Source organism: Rhizobium subbaraonis (genome assembly GCF_900220975.1).
Classification (GTDB): Bacteria; Pseudomonadota; Alphaproteobacteria; order Rhizobiales; family Rhizobiaceae; genus Mycoplana; species Mycoplana subbaraonis.
On record NZ_OBQD01000028.1, the window covers coordinates 1 to 25,976 of the forward strand.

The 25,976-nt window shown below is 60.4% G+C and carries 27 protein-coding genes and 1 pseudogene; 5 read left to right on the forward strand and 23 right to left on the reverse strand.

What is annotated here, in order from left to right:
- Positions 1–47 precede the first annotated feature (47 nt).
- From trbI to traI, 12 genes are read right to left on the reverse strand one after another with little or no spacing between them, the layout of a single operon-like run.
- Positions 48–1,238: an IncP-type conjugal transfer protein TrbI gene (gene trbI, locus CRO48_RS27505; RefSeq protein WP_245423689.1), complete on the reverse strand. Its 1,191-nt coding sequence runs from the start codon at positions 1,236–1,238 to the stop codon at positions 48–50.
- Between the two features lie 11 nt (positions 1,239–1,249).
- Complete coding sequence (trbH, locus tag CRO48_RS27510; RefSeq protein ID WP_097142906.1) at positions 1,250–1,723, reverse strand: conjugal transfer protein TrbH; 474 nt, start codon at positions 1,721–1,723, stop codon at positions 1,250–1,252.
- A complete protein-coding gene (gene trbG, locus CRO48_RS27515) occupies positions 1,723–2,577 on the reverse strand; it encodes a P-type conjugative transfer protein TrbG (RefSeq protein WP_097142907.1) in 855 nt (284 codons plus the stop codon). Before trbG ends, trbH begins: the two co-directional genes overlap by 1 nt.
- 16 nt (positions 2,578–2,593) lie before the next feature.
- Positions 2,594–3,271: a conjugal transfer protein TrbF gene (locus CRO48_RS27520; RefSeq protein WP_097142908.1), complete on the reverse strand. Its 678-nt coding sequence runs from the start codon at positions 3,269–3,271 to the stop codon at positions 2,594–2,596.
- A 16-nt stretch (positions 3,272–3,287) separates the two neighbouring features.
- On the reverse strand, positions 3,288–4,484 hold the full coding sequence (trbL, locus tag CRO48_RS27525) for a P-type conjugative transfer protein TrbL (RefSeq protein ID WP_097142909.1): 1,197 nt from the start codon (positions 4,482–4,484) through the stop codon (positions 3,288–3,290).
- Positions 4,478–4,708, reverse strand: coding sequence for an entry exclusion protein TrbK (gene trbK, locus CRO48_RS27530; RefSeq protein WP_097142910.1), 231 nt, complete (start codon positions 4,706–4,708; stop codon positions 4,478–4,480). The genes trbL and trbK overlap by 7 nt, the downstream gene beginning before the upstream one ends.
- Positions 4,705–5,514 carry a P-type conjugative transfer protein TrbJ gene (trbJ, locus tag CRO48_RS27535; RefSeq protein WP_097142911.1) on the reverse strand — a complete coding sequence of 270 codons (810 nt, stop codon included), beginning with the start codon at positions 5,512–5,514 and terminating at the stop codon, positions 4,705–4,707. Before trbJ ends, trbK begins: the two co-directional genes overlap by 4 nt.
- Positions 5,486–7,954 carry a conjugal transfer protein TrbE gene (locus tag CRO48_RS27540; protein WP_097142912.1) on the reverse strand — a complete coding sequence of 823 codons (2,469 nt, stop codon included), beginning with the start codon at positions 7,952–7,954 and terminating at the stop codon, positions 5,486–5,488. Before CRO48_RS27540 ends, trbJ begins: the two co-directional genes overlap by 29 nt.
- A gap of 9 nt (positions 7,955–7,963) precedes the next feature.
- Positions 7,964–8,263, reverse strand: a complete 300-nt coding sequence (locus CRO48_RS27545; protein WP_097142913.1) for a conjugal transfer protein TrbD — start codon at positions 8,261–8,263, stop codon at positions 7,964–7,966.
- Positions 8,256–8,660, reverse strand: coding sequence for a conjugal transfer pilin TrbC (gene trbC, locus CRO48_RS27550; protein WP_097142914.1), 405 nt, complete (start codon positions 8,658–8,660; stop codon positions 8,256–8,258). Before trbC ends, CRO48_RS27545 begins: the two co-directional genes overlap by 8 nt.
- A complete protein-coding gene (trbB, locus tag CRO48_RS27555) occupies positions 8,650–9,621 on the reverse strand; it encodes a P-type conjugative transfer ATPase TrbB (protein ID WP_064334923.1) in 972 nt (323 codons plus the stop codon). Before trbB ends, trbC begins: the two co-directional genes overlap by 11 nt.
- Positions 9,618–10,253, reverse strand: a complete 636-nt coding sequence (traI, locus tag CRO48_RS27560; RefSeq protein WP_097142915.1) for an acyl-homoserine-lactone synthase — start codon at positions 10,251–10,253, stop codon at positions 9,618–9,620. Before traI ends, trbB begins: the two co-directional genes overlap by 4 nt.
- 375 nt (positions 10,254–10,628) lie before the next feature.
- Between traI and repA the strand changes: the two genes are divergently transcribed.
- From repA to repC, 3 genes are all read left to right on the forward strand, one after another.
- Positions 10,629–11,819: a plasmid partitioning protein RepA gene (gene repA / locus CRO48_RS27565; RefSeq protein ID WP_097142916.1), complete on the forward strand. Its 1,191-nt coding sequence runs from the start codon at positions 10,629–10,631 to the stop codon at positions 11,817–11,819.
- An 84-nt stretch (positions 11,820–11,903) separates the two neighbouring features.
- Positions 11,904–12,899 carry a plasmid partitioning protein RepB gene (repB, locus tag CRO48_RS27570; RefSeq protein ID WP_097142917.1) on the forward strand — a complete coding sequence of 332 codons (996 nt, stop codon included), beginning with the start codon at positions 11,904–11,906 and terminating at the stop codon, positions 12,897–12,899.
- A 156-nt stretch (positions 12,900–13,055) separates the two neighbouring features.
- On the forward strand, positions 13,056–14,300 hold the full coding sequence (gene repC, locus CRO48_RS27575; RefSeq protein WP_097142918.1) for a plasmid replication protein RepC: 1,245 nt from the start codon (positions 13,056–13,058) through the stop codon (positions 14,298–14,300).
- A 263-nt stretch (positions 14,301–14,563) separates the two neighbouring features.
- Here the strand turns inward: repC and CRO48_RS31905 are convergent, their stop codons facing one another.
- The gene (locus CRO48_RS31905; RefSeq protein ID WP_141402138.1) at positions 14,564–14,788 is read right to left on the reverse strand and encodes a hypothetical protein; all 225 of its coding nucleotides are present in this window, start codon (positions 14,786–14,788) and stop codon (positions 14,564–14,566) included.
- Between the two features lie 125 nt (positions 14,789–14,913).
- The gene (locus tag CRO48_RS27580; RefSeq protein ID WP_097142919.1) at positions 14,914–16,470 is read right to left on the reverse strand and encodes an ISL3 family transposase; all 1,557 of its coding nucleotides are present in this window, start codon (positions 16,468–16,470) and stop codon (positions 14,914–14,916) included.
- Positions 16,471–16,979: 509 nt separating this feature from the next.
- On the opposite strand from CRO48_RS27580, the gene CRO48_RS27585 reads away from it, so the two are divergent.
- Complete coding sequence (locus tag CRO48_RS27585; protein ID WP_176526923.1) at positions 16,980–18,089, forward strand: sensor histidine kinase; 1,110 nt, start codon at positions 16,980–16,982, stop codon at positions 18,087–18,089.
- A gap of 254 nt (positions 18,090–18,343) precedes the next feature.
- On the opposite strand, the gene CRO48_RS27590 is transcribed toward CRO48_RS27585, so the two are convergent.
- The 7 genes from CRO48_RS27590 to blh form a co-directional block, all read right to left on the reverse strand.
- On the reverse strand, positions 18,344–18,964 hold the full coding sequence (locus CRO48_RS27590; protein ID WP_097142921.1) for a tyrosine-type recombinase/integrase: 621 nt from the start codon (positions 18,962–18,964) through the stop codon (positions 18,344–18,346).
- A gap of 114 nt (positions 18,965–19,078) precedes the next feature.
- Positions 19,079–19,882: a thiol:disulfide interchange protein DsbG gene (gene dsbG, locus CRO48_RS27595; RefSeq protein ID WP_077549651.1), complete on the reverse strand. Its 804-nt coding sequence runs from the start codon at positions 19,880–19,882 to the stop codon at positions 19,079–19,081.
- 200 nt (positions 19,883–20,082) lie between these two features.
- Positions 20,083–20,880, reverse strand: a complete 798-nt coding sequence (locus CRO48_RS27600; RefSeq protein ID WP_097142922.1) for a sulfite exporter TauE/SafE family protein — start codon at positions 20,878–20,880, stop codon at positions 20,083–20,085.
- The gene (locus CRO48_RS27605; RefSeq protein ID WP_097142923.1) at positions 20,862–21,293 is read right to left on the reverse strand and encodes a YeeE/YedE family protein; all 432 of its coding nucleotides are present in this window, start codon (positions 21,291–21,293) and stop codon (positions 20,862–20,864) included. The genes CRO48_RS27600 and CRO48_RS27605 overlap by 19 nt, the downstream gene beginning before the upstream one ends.
- Positions 21,290–21,700: a YeeE/YedE family protein gene (locus CRO48_RS27610; protein WP_097142924.1), complete on the reverse strand. Its 411-nt coding sequence runs from the start codon at positions 21,698–21,700 to the stop codon at positions 21,290–21,292. The genes CRO48_RS27605 and CRO48_RS27610 overlap by 4 nt, the downstream gene beginning before the upstream one ends.
- Positions 21,697–22,044 (reverse strand): sulfite-sensing transcriptional repressor BigR, encoded by a 348-nt coding sequence (gene bigR, locus CRO48_RS27615; RefSeq protein WP_097142925.1) that lies wholly within the window; start codon positions 22,042–22,044, stop codon positions 21,697–21,699. Before bigR ends, CRO48_RS27610 begins: the two co-directional genes overlap by 4 nt.
- A complete protein-coding gene (blh, locus tag CRO48_RS27620) occupies positions 22,035–23,333 on the reverse strand; it encodes a bifunctional sulfur transferase/dioxygenase Blh (protein WP_097142926.1) in 1,299 nt (432 codons plus the stop codon). The genes bigR and blh overlap by 10 nt, the downstream gene beginning before the upstream one ends.
- A 119-nt stretch (positions 23,334–23,452) precedes the next feature.
- Here blh and CRO48_RS27625 point away from each other — a divergent pair.
- Positions 23,453–23,901, forward strand: a pseudogene (locus CRO48_RS27625) (hypothetical protein).
- 31 nt (positions 23,902–23,932) lie between these two features.
- On the opposite strand, the gene CRO48_RS27630 reads toward CRO48_RS27625, so the two are convergent.
- Together CRO48_RS27630 and CRO48_RS27635 are read right to left on the reverse strand one after the other, a co-directional pair.
- Positions 23,933–25,300, reverse strand: coding sequence for an ATP-binding protein (locus CRO48_RS27630; RefSeq protein WP_097142927.1), 1,368 nt, complete (start codon positions 25,298–25,300; stop codon positions 23,933–23,935).
- Entirely contained in the window at positions 25,297–25,959 is a 663-nt protein-coding gene (locus CRO48_RS27635; RefSeq protein WP_077549657.1) for a response regulator, read from the reverse strand. Before CRO48_RS27635 ends, CRO48_RS27630 begins: the two co-directional genes overlap by 4 nt.
- Positions 25,960–25,976: the final 17 nt, after the last annotated feature.

A 25,976-nucleotide genomic window follows, 5' to 3' on the forward strand; every position in this document is an offset into this window, starting at 1 on the left:
CGAACGCTTCAGGCCAATCCGGGCTAACCGCTTCAATCCAAACAACTTCAAATTCCCTTAGCGTGTATTAATGTAGAAATGCCCACGGAGCCCCTATCCTGCGTGGCAAGCGTCGAACTTTCGGGTATTGACGCATCGATCCCGGTTCCAATCAGCGCGATCAGCGCCGCTGAGCCGAACGTCCTCCAATAATGGTTGTTCACCTTGTCGTGGAAGCCACCGTACCCTTGCGTGTCCGTGCCCGCCATCCCGCCAATCTGTAGCGTGGATCCATCAGGGAAGATGATATCGGTCCAGACGACGAGAACGCGACTTTGCCCGAACGACACCTTGCTGTCGTAGCGCCCGAAGAGCTTCGCTCCTTGCGGGATCAGCAGGCGATGCCCTGTAGCGCTATCGTAGACATTCTGACTTACCTGGGCTGTGATGCGACCGGGAAGGTCCGAATTGATGCCTGATATGAGCGTCGCCGGAATGACCGAACCGCGCTTGAGTTCATACGGTGATTGCTGAGGCACGACCCGATTGGGGAGATATCCGAGTTCTTTGAGATCGGCGTTGAAAAAGTCCTCCTTGGAGGACTGTCCGTTCGGATCGACATTCTGCCCCCCGAGCCCGGCCCGCAACGCGGCGGCATATAGATCCGAGGTGGCGTCGGTGGTCGTCGATGACGCAGCGTTCGTAGTCGTTCTTGCCGAGTTTGTCTCGTCTGCCCTCGCCTCCAGCTTGCTACGGTCAATCGCGAGCGGCGCGTCATAGGCCGCGTCATTCGCCTGCAATCGAGCCATCCGCTGGCGATGGCGCTCGCGCAGGTATTGCTCCCTCTGCTCGCGCTCGAGGCGGGCGCGCCAGACCGCTTCGTTTTCCAACTCCTGCCCGCGCTGCTGTTCCTGGTTTTGTCCCGGCTGCGGCGTGAAGGGATTGTTCGCCTTCTCGTCCTGTCTTGTCTCGACGGGTGTCGGCTGGAACGTGGTCTGTTGCTGCGGCTCGCCGATGATGCCGTCCGTCACGCCGCGCTTGATCTGGTCGGCGAAGGTCGAGGCCGGATTGCCCGAGCTCGTTTCGGGACCGCTGTCCTTTCCGAAGTAGAGACCACGGGAGGAAAGCCCGTAGAAAATCACGCCCAGGAAAGCGATGACCAGCACGATCACCACTATAGTCGGCAGGCGATTGATCCGCTTGATGCCTGATTCCGCCTCAGCATTTGTTGTGCCACCGAGTTGCAAGGATTGGACCATGATGCTTCCCTTCAGCCACGTCGCATCAGCGAGAGTGCGCTCGCAGGCGCAGCACCGCTGGCAGTCACGGTGTAGGCGCGGCCAAGTTCGACATTATCGGTCGAAAGACGCGCCAGCACTTGTCCGTCGAAGGGCACGATCATATAGGCGAGTGGGATGATCTTCGTGCCGTCGTCCGTCTTCTGGTCCGTTACGACGCCATAACCCCAGCCTTTCAGCGCCGCCTCCAGAGCCTGCCCGAAGGGTGAAGTATCTGCCTTCAGCGCAACGGTCGCCTTGCCAGGGCCGATCTGCTCGGCAAGCCGGCTGACCATATCGCCGGCGATGGCGCTTGCCGCCGGGCCGGAGATTTCCGCCGGTGCGTTGCTGGCGACGAGACCGTTAGTCCCCAACGACTGGCATCCGGAAAGGAGTATGGTGAGGGCGAAGGCTGTGGCAAGGGTGCGGATGGGGCGCAAGAGGAGATTGTCGGCAAAGGTTCGCATCACTGCCCTCCCCTTCTGATCGTCACCTTCTCCTGTTTCCAGCCGACGCCGGAGACGAGCACCGCGCGATCGACATGATAATCGACCACCATCATGTCGCCCTTCATCCGGTAGTTGACGATGCGGTTCTGGCCGCCAGATGTAACGAAGAGAACCGGTGCATCCTGGCCGGAAATCGAGCGCGGGAACTGGATGTAGGTTTTCAGGCCATCGGAGTAGACCCGTGTCGGCCGCCAGCCGGCCCTGCCTGAGACCGAATAGGAGAAGTTGAGCTGCTCGGCCGGAACGCCGGCGCCGGGTATGGTGCTCGCCTCGAGGCGGGCATTGATGTCGGCGAGTTTCGCCGAAACGTCTTCCGGATATTCGAAGCCGACGCGGGCCATATATTGGCTCGAATGCGATTTGAGCTGGATATGATACGTCCGCCGTGATGTCGTCACCACCATCGAGGTGAGGAGACCGGGCTCAGACGGCTTGACGATCAAGTGGATCGCCTGGCCGCCCGCCGCCCCTGATGTGGCAGGTTCGATCTTCCACCGCACAGTGTCGCCAACGAGTACGTCGCGAACGACCTCGCCTCCCTGAAGCTCGATGTCGCACACCTGCAGAGGTGAGCAGACGACCGACGGCTGAACCTCGCCGTAAAGAAAGATCACCTTGCCGTCGGCGCCCTTGGTCACGAGACCACGCGATCCGCGCCACTGGCCGGAGATGCTCACGCCCTTCGCCTCATTGGCTGTGACGCCATCGGCCGCAACTGCATCGAGATGTGCAAGGGCGGAGAACGCCAGCGCCGCCGATATGATGGCGCCGGCAGTCAGCATGGCCGAATAATTCTCAAATCGGATATTCATGTTCGGGCCATGCCTTTCAAAGCTGCGCAGTCCAGTCGAAGTCCCTGACATAGAGACCGATGGGGTTGAGACGGATGACGCCCTCGTCCTGCGGTGGCGTGAGGGTCACGGTTGCGATGCCGCGGAAGCGGCGGGTGGCCGTCTCCTTGCCGCGGCGGTCGCGCTCGAATTCGGTCCAGTCAACCTGATAGGACTGGTTCGATAGAGCGACGATGTTGTTGACCTCGACCGCCACCGTCGCAGTCTTCGCTTTCTCGAAGGGCGAATTGGAACGGAACCAGGCATTGACCTTCTCTGTTGCAGGGTCCGAGGTCCTGAGTAGCGCATACGTCCGGTCGATATATTGCTTCTGCACCACCGCATCCGGCGTCACGCTCCGGAAATTCGAGACGAAGCTGCCGAGCGTGGCGCGCACCACACGCGGGTCGGCATATTCGATCTGCTGCGGGAAGCCGGCATTGGAGGCCGTTCCGAGCTTGTCGACCTCGACGATATAGGGAACGAGCTTCACCTGCGTGCTTTGATAAAGTGCGTAAGTGAAGCCGATCACCGCCATGGTCATGCCCGTGATGCCGACGATGCGCCAGGCCGCGGCCGCCTTCACATAGGAGCCATAGCGCTCGTTCCATTCGTTGCGCGCAGCGAGATAAGGATTGGCGATATGGGGAATATTTGGCGGATTGCGTCCGGCCATGGGGATAAACCTCCAGCTACTTGTTCTCGTTGATGGGTGGGGGCGGAGGTGGCGATGTTGGTCGGCCCGGCTGACGCGCCTGGTCGAGCTTGGCGTTGGCAAGCCCGAGCAGTGACCCGGCATAGGCACCGGGAGACGCGATCGCCTTATCCTTGGCTGCCGATCCGGCAGCCCATCCAGCGCTTCCAATACCGGACGCCATGCCGCGCAGTGCTGCACCCGCCATCGACGAGCCCCCTGCCCGCGCCGAACTCGCTGTCTGCGCCCCTTTCGTTGCAGCACTCGCACCGAGGAAAGCGCCGCCGGCTGCAAAGGTCGCTGCCTGGCCGCCGTGGCGGATCGCTTCCATGCCGCCGGCTATGGAGGCGCCCTGGACCACGCCCTGCAGGATCGGCGGCACATACATGGCGATGACGAAGACCACCACCGAGATGCCGGCGATCGCAAGCGTGGTGATGAACTGCTCGGAGGTGGCCGTCGGCGCCTCGGCGAGCCCCAGCAGGATGTCGGAGCCGATCTTGGCGATCATTACCAGCGCCATCAGTTTCATGCCGACGGAGAAGGCATAGACAAGATATTTGACCGCAAAATCCTTGGTGAAGGACGAGCCGCCGAGACCGAGCATGATCATGCCGGCGAGCAGGCCGACATACATCTCGACCATGACGGCGACGAAAATCGCGGCAACCAGTGAGAAGGAGACGACGACCACGACCATGGCGAAGACCGCGGCGATCGCCAGTGCATTGTCTTCCCACAAACCGAACTTCGCCTGTTCGGACATTTTTGTCGCGACCCGAATGCCGGCATCAAAAATGTTTGCCGGTGAGGCCGAGCCGCCGCCGGCGCCGATCTGGTAGAGGCTATCGACCACGGCTTTCGCGAAGGACGGACCCTGGTCGAGGATGAAGGCGAAGAGGCCGATGAACATGATCCGCCGGACGAGCTCGGCGAACCAGCTGTCAAGTGACGCGGCGTTGATCGCCAGCCAAACCGCGGCGACCCCGACCTCGATGCCAGCCAGGATCCAGAACAGCGAACGCGCCGCGTTCATCACTGTCGTCTCCCAGCCCTTGGCGGCCGTGACGACGGAATTTTCCAGTGTGGTTAGAACCGATCCCTGTTGGGCAAGCGCCGGTGTCGAAACCAACAGGATGAGACCGATCGAAATGAACACGAGCTCCAGCTTTCGGGAGGGGTGGACGATTACCATCGCGGCTTCATCTCCTGGCCACCGCGGATGTCGCGGTCCGGATCGCCACTGAAGAACTTTTCCCGGTGTTCGCGGCGCTCTGCCTCGGAGGCAGGTGGCGTCGATACCGCGCTCGATCCTGACACGGGCACTGGACGCGACTGGACCACGTTCCAGGTGACGATGCCGGCGCCGAGTGCGGCGATGCCCGCCAATACGAGGATGATAATCAGACGCGGGCTCACCAGCGGGGCTCCATCGTCTGGCCGCTGCGGATGTCACGCTCGGTCCCGCTGAAGAACTGCTCCCGCCGCGCCTGCGCCAGGTCCTTCTGTGCCTGCTCGGACTGGAACCACGTGCCCATCATGGTCATCTGCTGGGACACGAGGCCTCGCAACTTCTGCATCTGCGCAACCTGTTGGGCGGCGATCTGGTGTCCGACCTGCAGCGCCTTCATCTGGCCGTCCGCCGATTCTGACATCGAGCGCAGCGACGACATTGTGCTCTCTTCGCTCGAGAACTGGTCGGCCGTCAGGTTCGCCGCCTTCAGCGCTCCGGCGATCGTGTCACGATTGGTGTCGGACCAATTATGGTAGGTCGTGGAGAAGCTCGCCCCGTCCGGCAGATTGCTCTTCATCTCCGAGAAACTCTGGAAACGCTGCTTCAGCACGTCATCGATATTGCCCATCGAGAAGGCGACGCCCTGTCCTTGCGCGACGACGTCCTGCAGGCTCTTCAGGTCGCTTTCGACCTGGCCCCAGATGTGGTTCGGAAGCTGCGCCGTGTTCTGCAGGAGATTGTTGTAGATGTTGAGCTGGTTCTGGATCTGCTCGGCAAGCTGGGAGATCTGGGTGATCTGGTTGTTCACCTGTTCCGCTGATTTGCCGACCAGCGAGACTAGCTCGGCATTGTTGGCGAGCTGTGTCCACTCGGTCGCCTGCCCGGTGACGCCGCCGGCCTGAGCGGGGACTGGTAGAGTCGTGGAGAGCATAATAGCCGCCATAAAGGTGGCGCACGCCACCTTACTTGGCCGGGAAGAGTGTTTCGGCATGGGCGATCCCCCTTTGCTGGAGCCAAGGACAAGGCCATGTGGCCCCGTGTTCGGAATGCAGGGCGCGGATGCGCTTCAGATCTTCCTTGCCGGATGCCCCGACAAAGGAGAGCGCGACGGGGCCGAGCGCCATGTCGAAGAGTCTGCGGCCCTCGGGCGAGACGACGTAGTATTCGCGCTTTGGAAGCGCCGTCGCGACGATCTCGATCTGCCGTTCGTTGAAGCCGATGCGCTCATAGAACTCTCGCGTGCCGGGCTCGCGGGCAGCTCCATTCGGCAGGCAGATTTTTGTCGGGCAGGATTCCTTCAGTACGTCGATGATGCCCGAGCGCTCCGCATCTGAGATCGACTGGGTGGCGAGCACGACGGCGCAGTTCGCCTTGCGCAGGACCTTCAGCCACTCACGAATCTTGTCGCGGAAAACCGGATGGCCGAGCATCAGCCAGGCCTCGTCGAGGATGATCAGGCTGGGTGCACCGGTCAGACGTTTCTCGATGCGACGGAACAGGTAGGTCAGCACCGGCACGAGATTGCGCTCGCCCATGTTCATCAGTTCCTCGATCTCGAAGCACTGGAACGCACCGAGCGCCAGTCCGTCTTCCTCGGCATCGAGAAGCTGGCCCATCGGACCGTCCACGGTGTAGTGGTGCAGAGCGTCCTTGATCTCGCGCATCTGGACGCCGGATACAAAATCGGAGAGCGACCGGCCGCGCGATTCCGCCATCAGCCCGATCTGCCTGGAGATGGCGTTGCGATAGTCCGGCGTGAGGGTCACACCCTGCAGCGCCACCAGGATCTCGATCCATTCCGACGCCCAGGCGCGGTCGCCATCGGTCGAAAGTTCGGCGAGCGGGCAGAAGGCGAGTCCCCTCCCCTCGCCTTCCGCTGAAGAAGCGAAATCGCCGCCGATCTGGTAGTGATCGCCATTGAGCCCCAGCGTCAGCGGCAGCATTGAGCCGCCCTTGTCGAAGGCGAAGACCTGCGCGTCTGCGTAGCGCCGGAACTGCGCGGCGATCAGTGCCAGCAAGGTGGATTTGCCTGAGCCGGTCGGCCCGAAGATCAGCGTGTGCCCGACATCATTGACATGCAGGTTCAGCCGGAACGGTGTCGAGCCCGAGGCAACCTGCATCAGCGGCGGCGAGCCAGGCGGATAGAAGGGGCAAGGCGCCGTTGGGCTTCCCGACCAGACGCTATTGAGCGGGATAAGATCGGCGAGATTGCGCGTATTGATCAGCGGCTCGCGGATGTTGGCATAGGAAACGCCCGGCAGGCTGCCGAAAAAGGCATCGGTCGCATTCAGCGTTTCGATCCGTGCACCGAAACCTTCCGCCTGGATCAGCCGGCGGACCGCCTCGCACTTCTCCTGGAGGCGAGACTGGTCCTCGTCGAAGAGGACGATCACGGGCGTGTAATAGCCATAGGCGACGAGCTGGGATGAGGCTTCGGCGATCGCGTCCTCGGTCTCGGCCACCATCAACACGGCGTCCTGATCGACTGAGCGCGACTGGGTCTGAAACAGCTGGTCGAAGAAAGGTCTGACTTTCTGCTGCCATTTCTTGCGGGTGCGTTCGAGCCTTGCCCTTGCCTCCTCGGCATCGAGGAAGATGAAACGCGATGACCAGCGATAGGTGAGCGGCATCAGGTCGAGGCTGTTGAGGATCCCCGGCCAGCTCTCGGCCGGCAGGCCATCGATCGCCACGACGCCGAGAAAACGGTTCTCGACGAGCGGTGTCAGCCCGTGCTGCAACTCGGCCGTCACCAGCCAGTCGAGATACATCGGGATGTCCGGAAGACGGACCGGGTGGTTCTCGCCGGTAATGCAAAAGCGGATGAACTGGAAGAGCTCGTCATAGCGAGCGACCCGGAAGCCGCCGCGTTGTTCGGTCTCGCGCGTCATCATCCGGCGGACCGACACGACATTGGCGAGATATTGTTCGACCTCGCGGATCGAGGTCAGAAACGTCTCCAATGCCTTGTCGGCATAGGTGGCGGAGCGGCTGGCTGGATCCGAATAGATATAGCGGGTCAGCCCCGCGCGCCGCGGCTCCGGCGGCCGCCAGGTCAGGATCAGTGCGTGCCGGCTCTCGAAATGCCCCCTCTCCTTCTGGAAATGCGCCCGCCGTTCGGCGTCGATCGCCCGCGTGACCGGATCGGGGAAGTGGCAATCGGTATCGACCGGATAATCATCCGTCGGCACGCGAACCGCCTCGACCTGAATCATCCATCCGGAGCCGAGCCGAGACAGGATCGCGTTGATCTGCCGCGACACCTCGTTGCGTTCGGCGTCGGTCGAGCTCTCGCTGTCCGGTCCGGCGAAATACCAGCCGGCCATCAGCGAACCGTCCTTGAGCAGGATCACGCCGTTGTCGACCAGGCCGGCATAGGGCACGAGATCGGCAAAGGACGGCCCAGAATGGCGAAAGGTTTTGAGGGCAACCATCGAAAACCCTCAGAACTTGCGCCAGGGCGACGACGTCGCGCGATAGAACGCCTTGTAAGAGATGTGGCGGATATAGACCCGTCGCATCAGCGGATCGGCTTTCGCCATCATGCGCAACGCCCCGACTGCAATCAGCCAGATCGCGATGCCGAACAGCGCCGCATACCAGGTCAGCACGACGAAGATCAGGATGACGGCGGCAAGCGCCGTGAGCAGCACGAGCTCGCGGTCGGCACCCATCAGCAGGTTCGGACGCGACAGCGCCCGATGCACACGCGAGCGGGAGAGGTTCGAACCGGCATCAGCCATGCGCCCCCTCCCCTTCCGGGCGATCCATTGGCGTCGGCTCGGTGATGTGAGACGCCGATCGCGCTTCGGCCTCGCCGATGCTGGCGCCGGTCGCGCCGAAGAGGGCGACGATCTGCGTGGCGCCCAACAGAACCCCACCGACGAGGGCGACGTAGCAAAGCCTTCTCGCGAAATCATTCAGTTCGCCACCGAAGATCAGCATGCCGCCGGCGATGGCAACGGCTGCCAGGGCAATAAAGCCGGCGACGGGTCCGGTGATCGATTGCTGGATCTGCTGCAGCGGCGACTCCCATGGCAGGCCGCCGCCGCCCGAGGAGGCCAGTGCCGGTTCTGCGAGGGTTAAAGCGATGGTGGCGAGGCCTAGGGTGGCGAGATTTATCCTTGTCTCATGCGGCATGGCTGTCCTCATCAATCTGGGCGTAGTGTTCGGTCCGGTAGCGGGCATTGCTGAACCCCTCGACATGGATCACGTCCCGGACCCGTCTGCCCTTGCCCGTGCGCTCGATGGAAACGACCAGATCGACGGCCTCGCCGATCACCTCCTGCATCGGCTGCTGGCTCGCTTCCGCCGTCAGCTGCTCCAGCCGGCGGAGTGCTGACATCGCCGTATTGGAATGGATCGTGGTGACGCCTCCGGGATGGCCGGTGTTCCAGGCCTTGAGCAGCGTCAGTGCCGCGCCGTCCCGGACCTCGCCGACGATGATGCGGTCGGGTCTGAGACGCATTGTGCTTTTCAGCAGCCGGGCCATATCGACCGTGTCGGTGGTGTGAAGCGACACGGCATTTTCTGCCGAGCACCGGATCTCGGCGGTGTCTTCCAGGATGACCATGCGATCGTCGGGGGCTGTTGCGACAATCTCGGCGATAACGGCATTGGCAAGCGTCGTCTTTCCCGACCCGGTTCCGCCTGAGATGACGATGTTCATGCGCGAGGCGATCGCGCTTCGCAAAACCGAGGCCTGCGCTTCGGTCATCACCTTCGATGTCACGTAGTCGTCCAGCGGAATGAGCCGCGATGCTCGCCGCCGGATGGTAAACGCTGGCGCCGATACCACGGGCGGCAGCAACCCCTCGAACCTGTGACCACCGATCGGTAGTTCGCCTGAAATGATCGGCCGTTCATCGTCTGCTTCCGATTGCAGCGCATGGGCGACGCTGCCGATGACGATTTCGGCCGTGGCAGCGCTCATGGCGCCGGCCGGGGCGACCCCGTGCCCCAACCGTTCGATGAATAGCTTTCCGTCGGGATTGAGCATGATCTCGACGACCGTCGCGTCGTCGAGTGCGATGCAGAGCTGGTCGCCGAGGGCGTCCTGGAGTTTGCGCACGAGGCGGGGATGGGAGCGGAGTTGGGTCACGCGGCGCTCCTGAAGAGGCCGGAACCGTTGCGCACGATTGCCGAGCGGTATCCTGGCGGGCAGACCTGTTCGAAGCTGGCGCGATCAGCCGGCAGACTGCCCGCGACGGCGACGGTGTTCCCGATCGCAACCGGATTGCCGAGGCGGTGCATTGGCCAGCCCGCACGCTTCAGGATCCGTTCAAAACGAAGATCGGTCGCGGTGACGATCTCGCTGTAACCGTTCGCCATCGACCATTCGATGATGCCGGCGAACATGGTGAGCGTGACGTGATGGAGGCTACCTCTCCTCCCCGCTTGAAGCGACGTGTCGACGCAGAAGCGTGAGCTCTCGACCATTGCGGCATGGGGGTCGAGCGAACCGCGCTCCAGCAGTTGCGCGAATGTCTGCTCCAGCATCGTCGGGCCAGATGCAGGCAGCAGGCGCGCGCAGCCGACGACTTTCTGGTCGGTTGAGATCGTCAGAATGTAGGTTGGGTGGAGATCATCGTACTGATCCCGCTCTCCCTGGTCCGTAATCGTGACATCCCATTCCAGGCGGTCGCCAAACACGGCGGCCCTAAGACGGTGCATCTGGTTCAGGTAGTTGCGGTTGCTTGCGTAGTGGTTGGCCGAGACGCTCAGAATCTGCATTGTGATCTCCGCATGAACTGGTCAGGCGAAGGGAAATCATCTCGTGTTGCGTGTGGCTATGTGCAGATTTGCACCCAGTGATTCTACCGAATCGGCGCTATACGTCTCAAACGCCGGTTGGGAACCGGGTTCTAGGATGTTGATAAGAGGTGCAGATCTGCATTTCGCGTTCAGTGGTGCCGGCGGACAAAGCCGGGCTAACATGCGGAAGTCTTTGGATGAATCGATATTCTGTCAGCCCCTCCGGCAGTCCCGTTAACTACTTGTTAACTTTAAATCTCTTGCGACGATGCCGGAATCGCAGGATAGTTTCGCAAATGATGGCGTTCGAGCCATTTTTTCGAAACTGACGACCTCCGGGAAATAGTTCGCAAAATGAGCAATATGCTGCCCAACAGATTTGATATTGAGATTGCCGAGCAAGGGGCGAAGATCTCAAGCGCGTTGCATATGTTGCGCAGCCAGCAGTACCCGCCTGATGCTCGCAAGGGGCTGCGCAAGTTTCAGCTTGCTGAAGTAGCGGACTTCATGGGTGTCACTCAGACGCATCTGAGGCAACTGCACTCTGACGGGAAAGGACCCGAGATTGAGTCCATCGGTGGGCGCCGATACTATACAGCTGACCAGATGCTCGAGCTTCGGGACTATCTTGAGGCAAACAAGAAGTCCGACAAGAGATACTATGTGCCAAGGCGTAAAGAAGGAGAGCCGATGCAGGTTGTATCGGTCGTCAACTTCAAGGGCGGAAGCGGCAAGACCACCACTGCCGCGCATTTGGCGCAATATCTCGCCCTCACCGGCCATCGTGTGCTGGCGATCGATCTTGACCCACAGGCTTCACTCACGTCGCTTTTCGGGATCCAGCCGGAGCTTGACGATACTGCCTCTCTTTATGAGGCTCTTCGATTTGACGACGAGCGGAAGTCAATCGCTGACGTCATCCAGCCGACCAACATTCCTGGACTGGATGTCGTGCCCGCCAACCTGGTTCTGCAGGAATACGAATATGACGTGCCACTGGCGATTTCCTCCAAGAAGGGGGAGGATGGCCGACTGTTCTATATGCGGATCGCCAGCGCTCTGAAGCAGGTGGATGACAAGTACGATGTAGTCGTCATCGATTGCCCTCCTCAACTGGGCTATTTGACGATTACCGCCCTCATGGCTTCGACCGGGATCCTTATCACCATTCATCCTCAGATGCTGGACATCATGTCGATGAGCCAGTTTCTCATGATGCTCGGGGGCATCATGGGGCCGGTTGCGGAGGCCGGGGCCGAGATGCGTGTTCAGTGGTTCCGGTATCTTATCACCCGCTTTGAGCCCACGGATATTCCGCAGGCACAGATGGTCGGGTTCATGCAGTCGATGTTCGCACAGCAAATGCTGAGAAACCACGTTCTTAAGTCCACTGCGATTTCCGACGCGTCCATCAAGAAGCAAACCCTGTACGAGGTTGAGCGGGGTGAATTTGTCCGGGCAACCTATGACAGGGCCATGGAGAGCTTGAATTCTACCAACGCCGAAATCGTGGAACTCATCCATGGGGTTTGGGGGAGGAAATGAGCAGCTTGTCAGCCGTTTTTTTCGCCAATTGTTCTAACTTTGCCAGTCCCTTACCGGCGTTGACGCAAGATTTGGAGTGCGCCTATGTCCCGTAAAAATCCGTTCGCCAGTCTGGATATGGACGCAATCTCGGCGAGCCAGACGCCGACAAAGCCTGGTTATGGCATGACAGGCGCCGCCAAGACGGTTGTTCGCTCCATTGAAGATATGGCCGAGAACACCAAGAAGCTCATGGAAGGTGAGGTGATCGTGGATCTCGATCCGCGATTGATTGACGTGTCCTTCGTGGCCGACCGCCTTTCAGACGACGGGGAAGAATTTCAGGAACTGCTTCAGGCAATCAAGGAATCGGGACAGACGACGCCTATCCTTGTCCGCCCGAGTTCCATGGATGCCAAGCGATACATGGTCGTGTTCGGTCACCGTCGCCTCAGGGTGGCTCGCGAACTCGGAGTTCCGGTCAAGGCGATCGTAAAGAAGCTCGACGATATCACCTCCGCGATCGTGCAGGGACAGGAAAACGCAGCCCGTTCAAACCTGTCTTTCATTGAACGCGCCTACTTCGCTCAGAACCTGATAGCGTCTGGGATGAACAAGGAAACGGTTCGTTCGTCGCTCGCCATCGATGAGGCGATGCTGTCGAAGATGCTTGCTGTCGTCGAGGCCGTGCCAGCGTCAGTCATTCAGGTCTTGGGTGCATCGAAGAAAATTGGGCGCGACCGGTGGCTCAGCCTCCGGCAGTTGCTACTCGCCCCTGCCCTCTCGAAGGTCGCTGTTGAGCACGCAGCTTCGGCCGACTTTCAAAAGCTTCCTGAAGCCGAGCGGTTTGATGAACTTCATGACTACGTGAAGCGATACAAGGCCAAATCGGCTGCGAAAAAGCCCAAAGCCGATACCGCAGCAAAAGACTGGATCTCGTCTGATCGCTCGCTGAATTTCGCGATGACCGCCAAAGCGAAGAAGGTTGCCATCGAGCTCACGAATGTAGAAGCCAAGCCTTTCAGCGAATGGCTGTCTTCTCGCATGGATCGCTTGTACGAGGAGTACAAGGGGTCGCAAAACGAAACCAACGGAGACTAAACCGCAAAAGAAAAAGGCCCCCAAACGGCGAACCGTGGAAGCCTCTCTCGTCATCTCTAGCAGGATCGAGAATCGCATTTCCCGGAATCACAGTCAAGAGTCTTGGCGCCATTTTGGTGAGCGGATTTTCTTTGCCTGAAGAAAGGTGAGAGAAAAATGCAAACGGGAGATGTGACGACGCCCTTTGGGCGGCGGTCGATGTCGCTTGCCCTGGTCAAAAGACAGATGGCGATCAAGGATCCGGATCACAACACGCGCATTGAAAAGTGGAAAGTGTTTCGCGATGTCTGCGAGGCGCGAGAACGCCTTGGAATTCAGGATCGGGCGTTGGCCGTTCTCGATGCCCTCCTGACGTTTTACCCGCACGGGGAGCTCGATTCGAGCAGCGGGCTCGTCGTTTTCCCATCCAATGCGCAGCTATCGGTTCGCGCTCATGGGATCACGGAAAGCACACTCAGACGCCAACTTGCGGCCCTCGTTGAGGCGGGGCTCATCTTGCGTCGCGACAGCCCTAACGGGAAGCGGTACGCCCATCGCAGTCGTGACGGTGAGGTCGAGCAGGCCTACGGCTTCGATCTGACCCCTCTTCTGGCTCGCGCCCATGAACTTGCGCAAATCGCACAGGATGTCGTTGCGGAGCGAACACGGTTCCGTCGGACAAAAGAAGCTCTTACGATCTGCCGGCGAGACGTGCGCAAGCTCATCTCAGCAGCGGTGGAGGAGGGCGCGCCCGGCAACTGGGGGCAGGTAGAAGCGGTCTATGTCGGCATTCTTGCCCGCCTTCCACGCTATCCGGAGAGGGCCCAGATAGACCTCGCACTCGATGAAATGCAGCTGCTTCGGGCAGAGATCCTGAACATCCTGGAAATGCAGCTAGAATCTGAAAATATGCACGGCAATGCCGGCCAGGATGACCGGCACATACAGAATTCAAATACCGAATCTATCTATGAACTTGAACCTAGCTCTGGAAAAGAGCAGGGCGGAAACCCGGAGGATGAACGTCAGGCCAAGAGCGAGGCGAACGGGGGAGCGAAGGCCAAGCCAGAGCCAATAAAGGCCTTCCCACTCGGGATGGTACTTCGGGCCTGCCCGCAGATTGCCGACTATGGTCCCGGCGGACGTATAGAAAACTGGCGCGAGCTCATGAAGGCCGCCGTCGTGGTGCGCTCCATGCTCGGCGTCAGTCCGTCAGCCTACGAGGAGGCGTGCAGCGCGATGGGGCCGGAAAATGCGGCGGTGGCTATGGCCTGCATTCTTGAACGGTCGAACTTTATTACATCTGCCGGTGGCTATCTTCGGGATCTCACCAGGCGCTCGGAACGTGGGGAGTTTTCACTCGGGCCGATGCTTATGGCTCTCATGAAAGTGAATGACCCGGGAAATCGAAGGACTGCTTGACGTCAGTGAGGCGAGACGGGCGAAGGAAATCGGCGCACGGGCTCTCTCGGGGCATGCGACTTGTCAGCCGTTTTTTTTCGCAATTTCCTGTTGCAATACAGGGTTTTACGGGTTTTGAAGGCTAAATTCCGACAGCGGATGGTAAGCCTCTTAGGCTTTGTTGTTTTCTTCCGATTTGCGCCAAAAGTGGACATCGCAACGGACCGTGTAGACGTGAGAGGCCTCATTCAAAGCGCCATTCGACATCGAACTCCAGAGTAAGTCTAGATTTGTCCTGAAAAGTCTGGCGTGCCAGCCGCTGCACGTCGAGTGTCTTCGGCCAACAAATGGCTTCTTATTTCAGACAGTGCGCCGTTCACGGCCTGCATAGATTGCAGGAGCTGCTCCAAATCCGAAAGCGATGACGGAGCTGCTTCAGGTTGGTTCTCTTCACCGCGCGCGGCAGATGGCCTGAAATGCAAAATTACCCCCATTTTCTCCTCCTCCATCGTGACCATTTCTTTTGGGCAGACAGGACAAAGTGCTACGGGAGCACTCTGTCTTTTCACTCGGCGCCTTACACTGTGTTTCGGCATGGAATAAGGGCTCTGACGCAGTTTTGGTGGTCAGAGGTCTATCCGGCGCCAATGACGCGGGCCTGAAGGAGGTCGATTTTCCCTCGGCCGTACATCTGGCGTTTTACAAGCTTGAGCTTGGTAATCTGCCCCTCTGTCTGTCCATTCGACCAAGGCGAACTGATCGCGGCACTCACGGCTGCCCGGTCTTTGGCGACACCGTTGGCGAAGGCCGCGACCAAGCTTGATCGGGCCCGTTCCAGCCATGATTCGAGATCGGCGAGAGATTTCTTGCGGATCATGGCTTGGAAGGCGGCGACGACTTCCCGCGCCTCGACGAGTTGCGGCACGCCGCCTTCAATCGCGGCAACCGTAACGGTCTGAGACTTGGAGAGATCGTCGCGACCGATGGTCATGAGGCGTGCGACAGTCCGTGCCGACGGCGTACGGCTCAAAGCCTCGCAATCCATCTTTTCCGCCTTTCTCCGACGCGTCGCCCACTCGGTGACAACACGAAGGCAGCCCCGGAATCCCTGACGCGTCAGCTCTCGCCACAACTGTGTGCCATTGCGGTGACCGGCGCTCCACTGCGCGTCGAGCCATGGCAGATAAACTTCAAGGGAGCTCTCCCGCACGCGGAACACGTCGGATCGCTGACCACGTAGTACCCGCCTGACAAGGCCGCGACTGTGCCCTGTGCAACGAACGATTTCTTTGATTGCAACACCGGACTTGGCCAAGTCCAAAATGACGGCGTTCGTGTCTTCTCGATGCAGATATCCCTGATATTGGATCCGCTCAGCGGCCGTCAGCAGCTCCGGGTTGATCGTTACCGAGCCGATCGCTGTTCTGATCTGACGCATCGATTTGCGGACGGCGTCGAGGAATGCCCGACTGGCGTTCTCCATCAAATGCCATCGATCGGCCACTTGGGTTGCGTCCGGCAATGCCTTGGCTGCAGCAAGGGCGTAGGCGCCACCGCGATCGCGGGCGACAATACTGATCTGTTGCTGATCCGAAAGCCAGGCCTGAGCGGTTGCCGGCTCTCGGTCCGGCAGAAGTGCGATGGTTTTGCGCCGTTCGAGATCGCAGATGATCGTCCCGTAACGCTGGTTGCGCCGCCATGCCCAGTCATCGATGCCGATCACCGTCGGCGGAACGATACGCGGGGTGCCGCGCCGTCGGACAACACGCAGCAAGGTGTCGTTGCTGACCGGCACCATCAGTCTGCGGGCGATAGTCGCCGCCGGTCGCCCACCCAAAGCAAGCCCGAGATGATGGACGATATGATCAAGCCGCGCAGTACGCCGGGCCCACGGCGCCAGGACATCTGCCTCGAAGCGCTCGGCAAAGATCCTTCGGCAACACAGCACTGCGTCACAGTAGAACCGGCGTGCGGCAATTACCAATCGCACAGACTTTCCCGCTATGGGAAGATCCGTTAGACGTCGATGATAACGACTGTGTATCCGCTCAGATCTTGTTCCACAGCCTGGACAAGGACTGGACATATCCGCCGATCGGACAGCGAGTATTATCGAGTCGTCAGCAGAAGCTGTCTCGTCGATGACAAAGCCTCGGGGCACGAGTGCGGAGGGGCGAAGCGAATGAACCATGGCGCTGATTCCTTTTGCAAAACCAACGCCAGCCGACGCCCAGAATTCATCAAAAGTGAGTCAGAGCCCCGTTTCGATGCCGATTGACAGCTTTTGACTCGAAGCCGCCATTCCAAACGCGCAGAACGAATGACCTCAATGGGGTCGAAACACGAACTTCATCAAAGTAGCTACGTCCGGTTTTGGCGCAGAGCGGACACCATTTCCGCTATCGGCCCTAACCGGCCATTCCAGAACTGACTACACATGTCTGAGAGGGGGTGGTCAGCCGTCTGTCCGCTGCTGGGCAACCACCGTATAGTGCGGACATTAGCACGCTTGCCGCGGCAATTGAAAATCTATCCGGCGAATGACGTTCGGCCACTCCTTCAGAATGGAAGCCTACTGGTGGCTCATGTGCCGGTTTGAAGACAAGGTTGATGCACTACCACATATGTCCTAACAATGATGGCACGCCGCCCATGGATGGCTGTAGCGGTCGATACCTGTCAAAAAGTGGAAGCACCGCCTTGGACGTTGAACCGAGTATCATTCCCGAAGACGAGCCGCAGCGCATTGCTGCGGTAAAGCGTTACGACATACTCGACACGCCGGCGGACGGATCGTTCGACCGGATCACTGCCATCGCCGCCCGCCGTTTCAAGGTGCCGATCTCCATCATCAGCATTGTGGATCACGACCGCATCTGGTTCAAATCGCACCACGGCGTACCGGTGGAGCAGATCGGACGCGATCCGGGGCTGTGCGCCTCCGCCATTCTGTCTGCGGACCCCTACATCCTTACCGACGCCAAGGTCGATCCCCGCTCCCTCGCGAACCCACTGGTTGCGGGGGAGTTCGGGCTCCGGTTCTATGCAGGTGTTCCGCTAAGGACCAGCGATGGCTACAATCTTGGTACGCTGTGCATCATCGACAAGGAAGTCCGTCCAATAACTGAGGGCGAGATTGATGAGCTCAGAGACCTTGCCTCGGTGGTGATGGACCAAATGGAACTGCGCTTATCCGCACGGCAGGCGGTCGCCAAAGCGGAAATCATGGCTCGTGAGATCGACCACCGCGTCAAGAACAGCCTTCAGTTCGTTTCGGCTATGCTGAACATGCAGGGTCGTCTGCCCGATCTTCCGCCTGCCGCCTCGGAGCAGTTGCAGATGGCGGCAAATCGTGTGGGGGCGGTCGCCCGGGTTCACCAGAACTTCTACACCGAAGCTGCCGACGAGATATCCTGCGTGGGTTTCCTGCGTCGGTTGTGCGGCGATCTCTCCCACATCCTCGACAAGCTCGTGAAGGTGGATGGCGATGAAGGAAACGTTCCCACGGAAAGCATCCAGCCAATTGGTCTAATTGTGAATGAGCTCGTCACCAACGCTGCTAAGCACGGCGCGACAGAGATCAACGTTGTCTACGAGTTCAGGGGTGGCGCTCACCAACTCAGCGTCAGGGACGACGGCAACGGCTTGCCTGTTGGCTTCGATCTGGACCACAACTCAGGCGGTCTTGGAATGAAGGTGGTCAAGGCTCTCGCGAACCAACTCGGCGGGCATGTTTCTGCCGCTCCCAACCCTGGTGATGGGGGTTGCTGCTTTACAGTAGTGTTCCCCGACCAGCGGTTCTTAAACTGACTTCGTGTGCTTGCTCCTACAGCCAACTGCTTGCCCTGCCAGAGCTTGGCCTCACTTTTCATAAGCGCGTATCGCACCTGCATCCGACCCCGTTTAAGTCCATGATCGGTGTCACCCGATGGCGGGTTTGGAGTCACGGAGACAACCAAACTATCGGTCCGAGATGAGGTCGAAATAGGTCCTTCATCAACGGGTGGGACTACGTCGGGTTTTGGCGCGAGAGAGACCACCGGCTGTCGCCGATGGTCAAGAGCCTATAGCTCAATTTGCTCCGCAATCCTGAGCGCATCGTCCACCTCAACGCCGAGGTATCGGACCGTGCTTTCCAGCTTCGTGTGACCGAGTAGAATCTGGACAGCTCGGAGGTTACCTGTCTTCTTGTAAATCTGCGCTGCCTTGGTTCGTCTCATGGAGTGGGTGCCATATGCGCTGGCATCGAGCCCGATTGACGCGACCCATCGCTGGACAATCCGAGCATACTGCCTTGTCGAAAGATGCTGCGACCTCTTCCGATTGCTCGGAAACAGATAGCTGCCGCCGTTCCTTCGAACGAAGGGTAGCCACGCCATCAGCGCGGTCTTCGTCTGCTCGGTGACCTCGAACTGCACGGGCCGCTTGGTCTTCTTCTGAATGATGGTCGCCCGATCCCGGATCGAGCTACCTGACCACAAGTCCTCAACCCTCAGCCTGACGAGATCGCACGCGCGAAGCTTGCTGTCGATGGCAAGATTGAAGAGCGCCAGTTCACGGATCGCGCCGCTCATTTCGAGCCGAACGCGGATCGACCACACGTTCTTCGGCTGCAGTGGCCGCTTCTGGCCGACTAGAATTCCCTTGTTCCATGGATATCGATTACGCAGTACGGCGGTGTCCATGCCAAAGCCTCCGCCACACCTCCCACCACGTCGCCTCTCTTCAGGCGGTCGGATCATAGCACGCTTTGTCGCTGTGCGGCCCATTGCAGACATAGAAGAGCGGAGCGGGTTAAGCTATCTCGAACCCAAGATCATCTCGAGCGCGGCATCCTGAGGCAGACCAGCCATCTGTCCGATGCTACCATCTGCCTTCCTGAAGACAATCGCAGGGGTGCCGGAAAAGCCAAGCTCGGTCATCAGGGTGGCATTGTGCTCAAGCTTTTCCGCCATTGCGGGGCTGACCGTTTCCAAAGGGGCGATGCCGCCGTCCTCGTACTTGTGTTCGTTTTCGGCCAATGCCTCCTCAGGAGACTTAGCCTCAAGAATGGCAGCCGCCTTGGCAGGCGAATCCTGTCTGATCACGCCGACCATGACATGCCGCAACTGCACCTTGCCCGCTTCGACCCATGGTCTGGCAGACTTCCAGAATTGGTGGCAGTAGGGACAGTTTGGATCGGTAAACACGTAGACGATCCTTGGCGCGTTTGGGCTTCCGTCCTTCACCCATGTGGATCGCTCAAGCTTTTGCCAGCCCTCTTCCGAGATCGGCGCTTCTACCATCTCCTTGAGTTGGGTCTCCGCCATGTCCTGTCCTGCTGCGTCGACAAGTGTGCCAACGACCACATGTTCGCCATCCGGGGTGAGGTAAAGTGCCAGAGGTTGAGCGCCAGCTTTTGCGGCGAATGCTCTCAGACCGCCTGGCACCTTCATCTCTCCAAGGATTGTCAGTCCCTGCTGCTCGATCGCCTTCAGGATCCGGGGATACTCTTGGGGCTGCGGGACATCCTCGGCTGCGGCGATCTGTGGTGCAGAACCGAACAGCAGCGCTGTGAACAGCATCAGGGTGGGTCTGAGATTGGTGACAATGAAGAGGCGCATTGGAGTTCCTTCAAAAGCTGTCGCTTGACCTGCTCACCTTAAGGCAGCCTTAAGGAGCGGCCCCTGTGCATGTGGCAGCGCCGGTCCTTGCTTCTGTCCGAGTAAGTGTCGCTTTGTTAACGGCGTCCTGAATAGACGTTCACTCGGCGCCGGCACCGCTATGAGGCGCCAGGAGGTCGCCACATTGAGATTGGCCGCCCTCAGCCAATCATCGACGTCCCCCAGTTGCGATAGAGGATGTAGGCTGCGACCACGAAGATCAGCGCGGCAAACAGGCGGTTGAGGATGTTCTTGTAGGCGCTGAGGCGTGTGGCGAGGAGCATTCCGAGCACGCCGCCGATGATGCCACCACCAATGAACTCGGCGGCAAGCCACCAATCCACCAGACCGGAGCTGGCGTAGTTCAAGGCGGTCGCCAGCCCGAACACGCCGACGGAGAGGAGCGAGGTACCGATCGCGTTGATCATCGGCATGCCGGTCGCCAGCATCAGGCCGGGAACGATCAGGAAGCCTCCGCCGATGCCGAAGAAGCCGGATGCCGCGCCCGCGGCCAATGCGACGGCCGCGGTGGCGAGGCACATCCGGAGGTCGACAGGACGGCATTCGATCGCAACTGCCTTCCTGGGCTTGAGCATCAGAGCGCCCACAACCACCATCAGGATGCCGAACAGGAAGATCAGTCGGTCTCCGTCCATCGCCTTGCCGAGGCTTGAGCCGGCAAGCGCGCCAACCACGCCAAGCGCGGAGAAGACGGCCGCGCACCGCCACCAGACATGCCCCTTGATCGCGTGGCTCACAAAGTTGGCAAAGGCGTTCACGGCAACCGCAAGCGCGCCCGTTCCAATGGCAACATGCGGCTGCGTGACGCCGACGACGTAGAGGAGGAGCGGCGTCGCTAGGATCGACCCACCGCCGCCGAGCAGGCCGAGCATGAAGCCGACGATCCCGCCGGAGCCGACTGCCGCAAGAATTGAGGTGGTCACGTCCGTCTGCTCCATACTCGGTCGTGCAAGGTCATGCCCACCAGCATGGCGATGACGAACAGTACCGTCTGGGGGATGCCGATGGGCAGCGACGCGACCGCCGGGCCGGGACAAAAGCCACCGATCCCCCAGCCGAGGCCGAACAGGGCGGATCCGATGATGAGCGGCGGGTCGATCTGCCGATTGGTCGGGACATGGAAGCTGTCGCCCAAGGCCGGGTGTCGCATCCGCTTCATCACCTGAACACCGATGAATGCGACGACGACGGCACCGCCGAGAACAAAGGCAAGACTTGGATCCCACGTGCCGAAGATGTCGAGGAAGCCTTGGACGCGTGCCGGGTTCAGCATCCCGGAGAGGGACAGGCCGAAACCGAAGACGATGCCTGATGCGAGCGCGGCAGCGAACTGGTAGATATTCCGGTTCATGATCCAAGACCTCGCAGAAGGGTAACGGCAACCACGCCGGCTGTCAGGAAGGTGGCGACAGCCACGATCGAGCGCGGCGACAGGCGGGCCAGCCCGAGGACGCCATGCCCGCTGGTGCAGCCGGATCCCATCCGCGAGCCGAATCCTACCAGCAACCCGGCGACGATGATCAGCGGCCAGCCTGCAGTGATCTCGACCTCTGGCCAACCATCGAACATGACAAGGTAGGCCAATGGCCCGAGCAGCAGGCCGAGCACGAAGGCCAGGTTGGTGGTCAGGCCGACACCCTGGGCAAGACGGCCGACGATGCCGCTGATCCCGGCGATCCGGCCGTTGAGGAGCAGCAGCATGACCGCTGACAGGCCGATCAGCATGCCGCCGGTCAATGATGGGAGATACTGGCTCATGTGTGGTCCTTCACGCAGAAGATGTCATAGAGGGCGGCGACCAGCTGGGCCGCCTTCTCCTCGGTCAGGGAATAGAAGATCTGCTTGCCGTCCCGCCGTGTCTCGACGATGCCGGAGCCACGCAGCACCGTGAGGTGCTGTGACAAATGTGGCTGATGCAGATCGAGCTTCTCTTCAAGCTCGCCGACCGAGTATTCTCCCTCCACCAGCGTGCAGACGATCATCAGCCGCGCCGGATGGGACAGCGTCTTGAGGAGGTTTGCCACCTCTTCGGCGCGGCTCGCCATTTCGACCGGGGAAAGCCCTGCCTTCAACATTGCCTTCAGGTCGGTGCTCATTCCCATGCCGCCCCCTGCAATGCATCGAGCGGGAACTTGAGGTAGCGCTTGCCGTTGGCTTCCGGCTCCGGCAGACGCCCGCCGCGGATGTTCACCTGCAGGGCATGCAGGATGAGCTTTGGCATAGGCAGCGTCTTGTCACGCTTGGTTCTGAGAGCGACGAACTCCTCCTCGCTCACGCCGGCAAGATGCGGGTTGGATTTCTTCTGCTCGGCCACGGTGCTTTCCCACCGAGGCGCCCGATCATCCGGCTGATAGTCGTGGCCCGTGAAGATCCGGGTCTCGTCCGGGAGCGCGAGGATGTCCTGTATCGACCTCCACAGCACCCGTGCATCACCACCGGGGAAGTCGGCACGCGCCGTGCCGCTGTCGGGCATGAACAGCGTGTCGTGGACGAAGGCTGCGTCGCCGATCACATAGGTGATGGAGGCGAGCGTATGTCCGGGCGAGAACATCACCTTCGCATCGATAGACCCGACCTTGAACGTATCGCCGTGGGCGAACAGTTGGTCCCATTGCGATCCGTCGGTGGCAAGCTCGGGCCAGTTGTAGATACCCTTCCACAGCTTCTGCACGTCCACGACGCGCTCGCCGATGGCGGTGCGCGCGCCGGTCTTCTCCTTCAGGTACTGGGCGGCCGAGAAGTGGTCGGCATGCGGATGGGTGTCCAGGATCCACTCGACCGTCAGTCCTTGGGCGCGGACGTAGTCGAGGATGGCGTCGGCATTGAGCGTCGCCGTCGCACCTGCCTTCTCATCGAAGTCGAGAACCGGGTCGACAATGGCGCACTTGCCCGTCTCCGGATCGGAGACGACATACTGGACGCTCCAGGTGCGCTTGTCGAAGAAGCCCTTGACCTGCGGTCGGCGGGGGGCCTGCTTCTCCAGCCAGGCTGCAGCGCCCCTTGTGTCGAAGCCGCGTTCACGTCCGAAGTCCATGACCTGGTCGGCACGCAGGCGGCCGTCGAGGACCTCTCCGATCACATAGAGGTTCAGCGACCGGGTGCCGGTCTTGCAATGGGCGAAGACGGGGCCCTTAGATTCATCGATCGCGCGCTGGAAGGCGCGCACGTCCGCCTCGGTGATGGTGGCTCCGGTGACTGGAATGAACGCATAGGACAGGTTGCAGTGCTTTGCTTCCTGCGCTTCGGCTTCGGTTCCCGGCTGTCCGGGCTCCTCGCCATCCGGGCGATTATTGATAAGTGTCTTGAACCCGTTCGCGCGCAGCGAACGGATGTCTTCGACGCTTGGCTGAGACGAGACCGAAAGCTTCTCGGATACACTGGTGACAGGCATAACTAGCTCCGCGTAAATATCGTTATACGTTCTAATATATTATATAGTGAGTCACCTTCAAGGCCGGTCACGGAACTTTGTGCTTCCCCTGGGGTTCCCGCGCAAAGGAGATCAAAACCATGGCCACGACAGCGAACCGGGTCAGCGCCCAGACATCCGACGAGATCAACAACCGCCTTCGCTGGCAGATGGAAGAGAGGCTCGCCTACTACGAAGCCCACCCCGACCAGATCGCAGCGAGGCTCGCGGAACTTGATCGGGAGTGGGACATCGAGCGGACGCTCGAAGCAAATGCCTCCTCTTTGGCATTCACAGGGACCATTTTGGCGGCGACAGTAGACAAACGATGGCTGCATTGCCGGCAATCGTAACCGGCTTCCTGTTCCAGCACGCCATCCAAGGCTGGTGTCCGCCCCTGCCGGTATTGCGCCGCATGGGGTTTCGGACGGCGGAGGAAATCAACCAGGAGCGATATGCGTTGAAAGCGCTCAGAGGTGACTTCGACGCCAAGGGCGGCAACAGGCTCGATGCTGCGCTACGAGCCGTCGGGGTCAGACGGGGTCCATAAGCGCAACAGGACAGGGCCAGCCGCCAAGGGCTCAGATCGGAAACGACGCCTTCGCAACAAACCAGCGAGCACCTCTCTCGAAGGTCAGGCTTCCGCCTAGACGGGCGAGCGCCATCTGGACGATCGACAATCCAAGCCCGCTACCATGACCATGCGCCTTTGATCCCCGGAAGAAGCGTTCCGTGACGCGCTTTTCGTCCTCCTGCTTAATTCCCGGTCCCTGGTCCAGGATTTCAACGCAGACTTCGTTTGTCCTCGCCAGGACGCGGCACCTGACTTCGCCGGCCTTTGGGGAATGCTGGATGGCATTTTCAAGCAGATTGCGGAGGACCAGACGAACAAGGATCCTGTCGCCCCGGATGACGGTGGGTGGCTGAGCCTGGTCTGAAAGTTCCATCGCCACATGGACGTCGTTCGCTGCGAGCTGGTTCTCCAACTCCCAGGCCACTTCCCCGACAAGGACTGCGATATCGACCTCCTCATCGCTCGTGACGTCCTGCGACGCATCTACGGCGGCAAGATCGATAAGCTGCCTGACCATCCGGCTGGTTCGGTCGACGCTGGTGGAGATGCGAGACAGCGCGTCACGCTGGACGCTCGGTTCGTCGGTTCGAAGGGCCACCTGCGCCTGGGTCTTGAGACCTGCGAGCGGCGTCTTCAGTTCATGCGCTGCATAGGCGGTGAAGCTCCGTTCGCGGTCGCGCGCTTCAGCCACGCGACCGAACAGGCTGTTCAGCGCCCGGATGACCGGCCGAACCTCCCGCGGAACCGATCCCGCATCCACCGGGTGGAGTTCGGATGCAGAACGGCCGGCAAGCCCTTCGGCAATACGCGTCAGTGGAGCAAGGCCACGCCCGACGCTCAACCAGATCAACGCTGCCAGGACGGGGAGAATGACGATCCCGGGGAGAAGCAGTCCCTTGATGACGTCGCCGATCAGCCGGTCTCGGATCTCAAGACTGTCACCGACCAGCACACGGACGCCAAGCGTGGGATTGACGACGGCGTAGACCCGCCACCGTTCTCCTTCGATCTCCGTTTCTTCGAAGCCATCTGTATGGCTCGCCAGCGAGGTTGCAGGCGCGCTTTCAGAGCGGCTGACGAGGCTGCCCTGAAGCGACCAGATCTGGCAGGAAAGTTGACGGCTATAGCCGCCGCCGGCTTCCTTAAATGGCGGAGGGGGAGTATCGGCAGTTGCCGCATTGGCTGCCGCGGAGGGATCGATCTGGTGATCCGTGATCAGCGAACTCACCATGCGTGCCGCTTCCATCAGGCGCGCGTCCAGTACGCGCTCGACTTCGGCTTGCGTGCTCGCATAGATCCAGGCGGCAGCGAAGAGCCACACCGCGCCGGTCGTGGCAATCAGGATTGCAAACAGCCGGATCCGTATGGAGTTCATTGTGCCGCCCTCAATCGATAGCCTGCGCCCCGAACGGTCTCGATGAAGCTCGCGCCCAGCTTGGATCGGAGCTTGTGGACGTGAACTTCCACCGTATTGCTCTCGATCTCCTCCTGCCATCCATAAAGCTTCTCCTCGAGATTAGACCGGGACAGGATGACGCCGGGCGTCTCCATCAGCGCCTGCAGGATGACGAACTCCCGCCGCGAGAGGGAGATCGCCATGCCGTCACGCGATGCGGACATGCGCGCCGGGTCGAGGCTCACGTCCTTCCATTCGAGAAGCCCTGTGGCCCTGCCGTGTCCACGACGGACGATGGCACGGAGCCGGGCAGCGACCTCGTCGAGATCGAAAGGTTTTCCGAGATAGTCGTCGGCTCCCGAGTCCAGCCCTGCTATTCGATCGGCAACTTCGTCCTTCGCAGTCAGCAGGAGAACAGGGGTGCGGTCGCCGGACCGTCGCATCCTTGCCAGTACATCGAGGCCAGTTCCGTCCGGGAGCATCAGGTCCAGGATGACGGCATCAAATCTGTCGGCCTCGATCGCAGCGTCGGCATCGGCAACCGATGTCACGGCGTCGACCGTGAAGCCGCACATCTGCAGCCCGACCTTCAGGCCGTCCAACAGGATCTCGTCATCTTCCACGACCAGCAGGCGCATCACATCCTCATCTGACT

Bases quoted from the DNA above. Each gene is read 5' to 3' on its own strand.
- trbI (WP_245423689.1), bottom strand. From the start codon at position 1,238: ATGGTCCAATCCTTGCAACTCGGTGGCACAACAAATGCTGAGGCGGAA.
- trbH (WP_097142906.1), bottom strand. From the start codon at position 1,723: ATGCGAACCTTTGCCGACAATCTCCTCTTGCGCCCCATCCGCACCCTT.
- trbG (WP_097142907.1), bottom strand. From the start codon at position 2,577: ATGAATATCCGATTTGAGAATTATTCGGCCATGCTGACTGCCGGCGCC.
- CRO48_RS27520 (WP_097142908.1), bottom strand. From the start codon at position 3,271: ATGGCCGGACGCAATCCGCCAAATATTCCCCATATCGCCAATCCTTAT.
- trbL (WP_097142909.1), bottom strand. From the start codon at position 4,484: ATGGTAATCGTCCACCCCTCCCGAAAGCTGGAGCTCGTGTTCATTTCG.
- trbJ (WP_097142911.1), bottom strand. From the start codon at position 5,514: ATGCCGAAACACTCTTCCCGGCCAAGTAAGGTGGCGTGCGCCACCTTT.
- CRO48_RS27540 (WP_097142912.1), bottom strand. From the start codon at position 7,954: ATGGTTGCCCTCAAAACCTTTCGCCATTCTGGGCCGTCCTTTGCCGAT.
- CRO48_RS27545 (WP_097142913.1), bottom strand. From the start codon at position 8,263: ATGGCTGATGCCGGTTCGAACCTCTCCCGCTCGCGTGTGCATCGGGCG.
- trbC (WP_097142914.1), bottom strand. From the start codon at position 8,660: ATGCCGCATGAGACAAGGATAAATCTCGCCACCCTAGGCCTCGCCACC.
- traI (WP_097142915.1), bottom strand. From the start codon at position 10,253: ATGCAGATTCTGAGCGTCTCGGCCAACCACTACGCAAGCAACCGCAAC.
- repA (WP_097142916.1), top strand. From the start codon at position 10,629: ATGAGCAATATGCTGCCCAACAGATTTGATATTGAGATTGCCGAGCAA.
- repB (WP_097142917.1), top strand. From the start codon at position 11,904: ATGTCCCGTAAAAATCCGTTCGCCAGTCTGGATATGGACGCAATCTCG.
- repC (WP_097142918.1), top strand. From the start codon at position 13,056: ATGCAAACGGGAGATGTGACGACGCCCTTTGGGCGGCGGTCGATGTCG.
- CRO48_RS31905 (WP_141402138.1), bottom strand. From the start codon at position 14,788: ATGGAGGAGGAGAAAATGGGGGTAATTTTGCATTTCAGGCCATCTGCC.
- CRO48_RS27580 (WP_097142919.1), bottom strand. From the start codon at position 16,470: ATGGTTCATTCGCTTCGCCCCTCCGCACTCGTGCCCCGAGGCTTTGTC.
- CRO48_RS27590 (WP_097142921.1), bottom strand. From the start codon at position 18,964: ATGGACACCGCCGTACTGCGTAATCGATATCCATGGAACAAGGGAATT.
- dsbG (WP_077549651.1), bottom strand. From the start codon at position 19,882: ATGCGCCTCTTCATTGTCACCAATCTCAGACCCACCCTGATGCTGTTC.
- CRO48_RS27600 (WP_097142922.1), bottom strand. From the start codon at position 20,880: ATGGAGCAGACGGACGTGACCACCTCAATTCTTGCGGCAGTCGGCTCC.
- CRO48_RS27605 (WP_097142923.1), bottom strand. From the start codon at position 21,293: ATGAACCGGAATATCTACCAGTTCGCTGCCGCGCTCGCATCAGGCATC.
- CRO48_RS27610 (WP_097142924.1), bottom strand. From the start codon at position 21,700: ATGAGCCAGTATCTCCCATCATTGACCGGCGGCATGCTGATCGGCCTG.
- bigR (WP_097142925.1), bottom strand. From the start codon at position 22,044: ATGGGAATGAGCACCGACCTGAAGGCAATGTTGAAGGCAGGGCTTTCC.
- blh (WP_097142926.1), bottom strand. From the start codon at position 23,333: ATGCCTGTCACCAGTGTATCCGAGAAGCTTTCGGTCTCGTCTCAGCCA.
- CRO48_RS27630 (WP_097142927.1), bottom strand. From the start codon at position 25,300: ATGAACTCCATACGGATCCGGCTGTTTGCAATCCTGATTGCCACGACC.
- CRO48_RS27635 (WP_077549657.1), bottom strand. From the start codon at position 25,959: ATGCGCCTGCTGGTCGTGGAAGATGACGAGATCCTGTTGGACGGCCTG.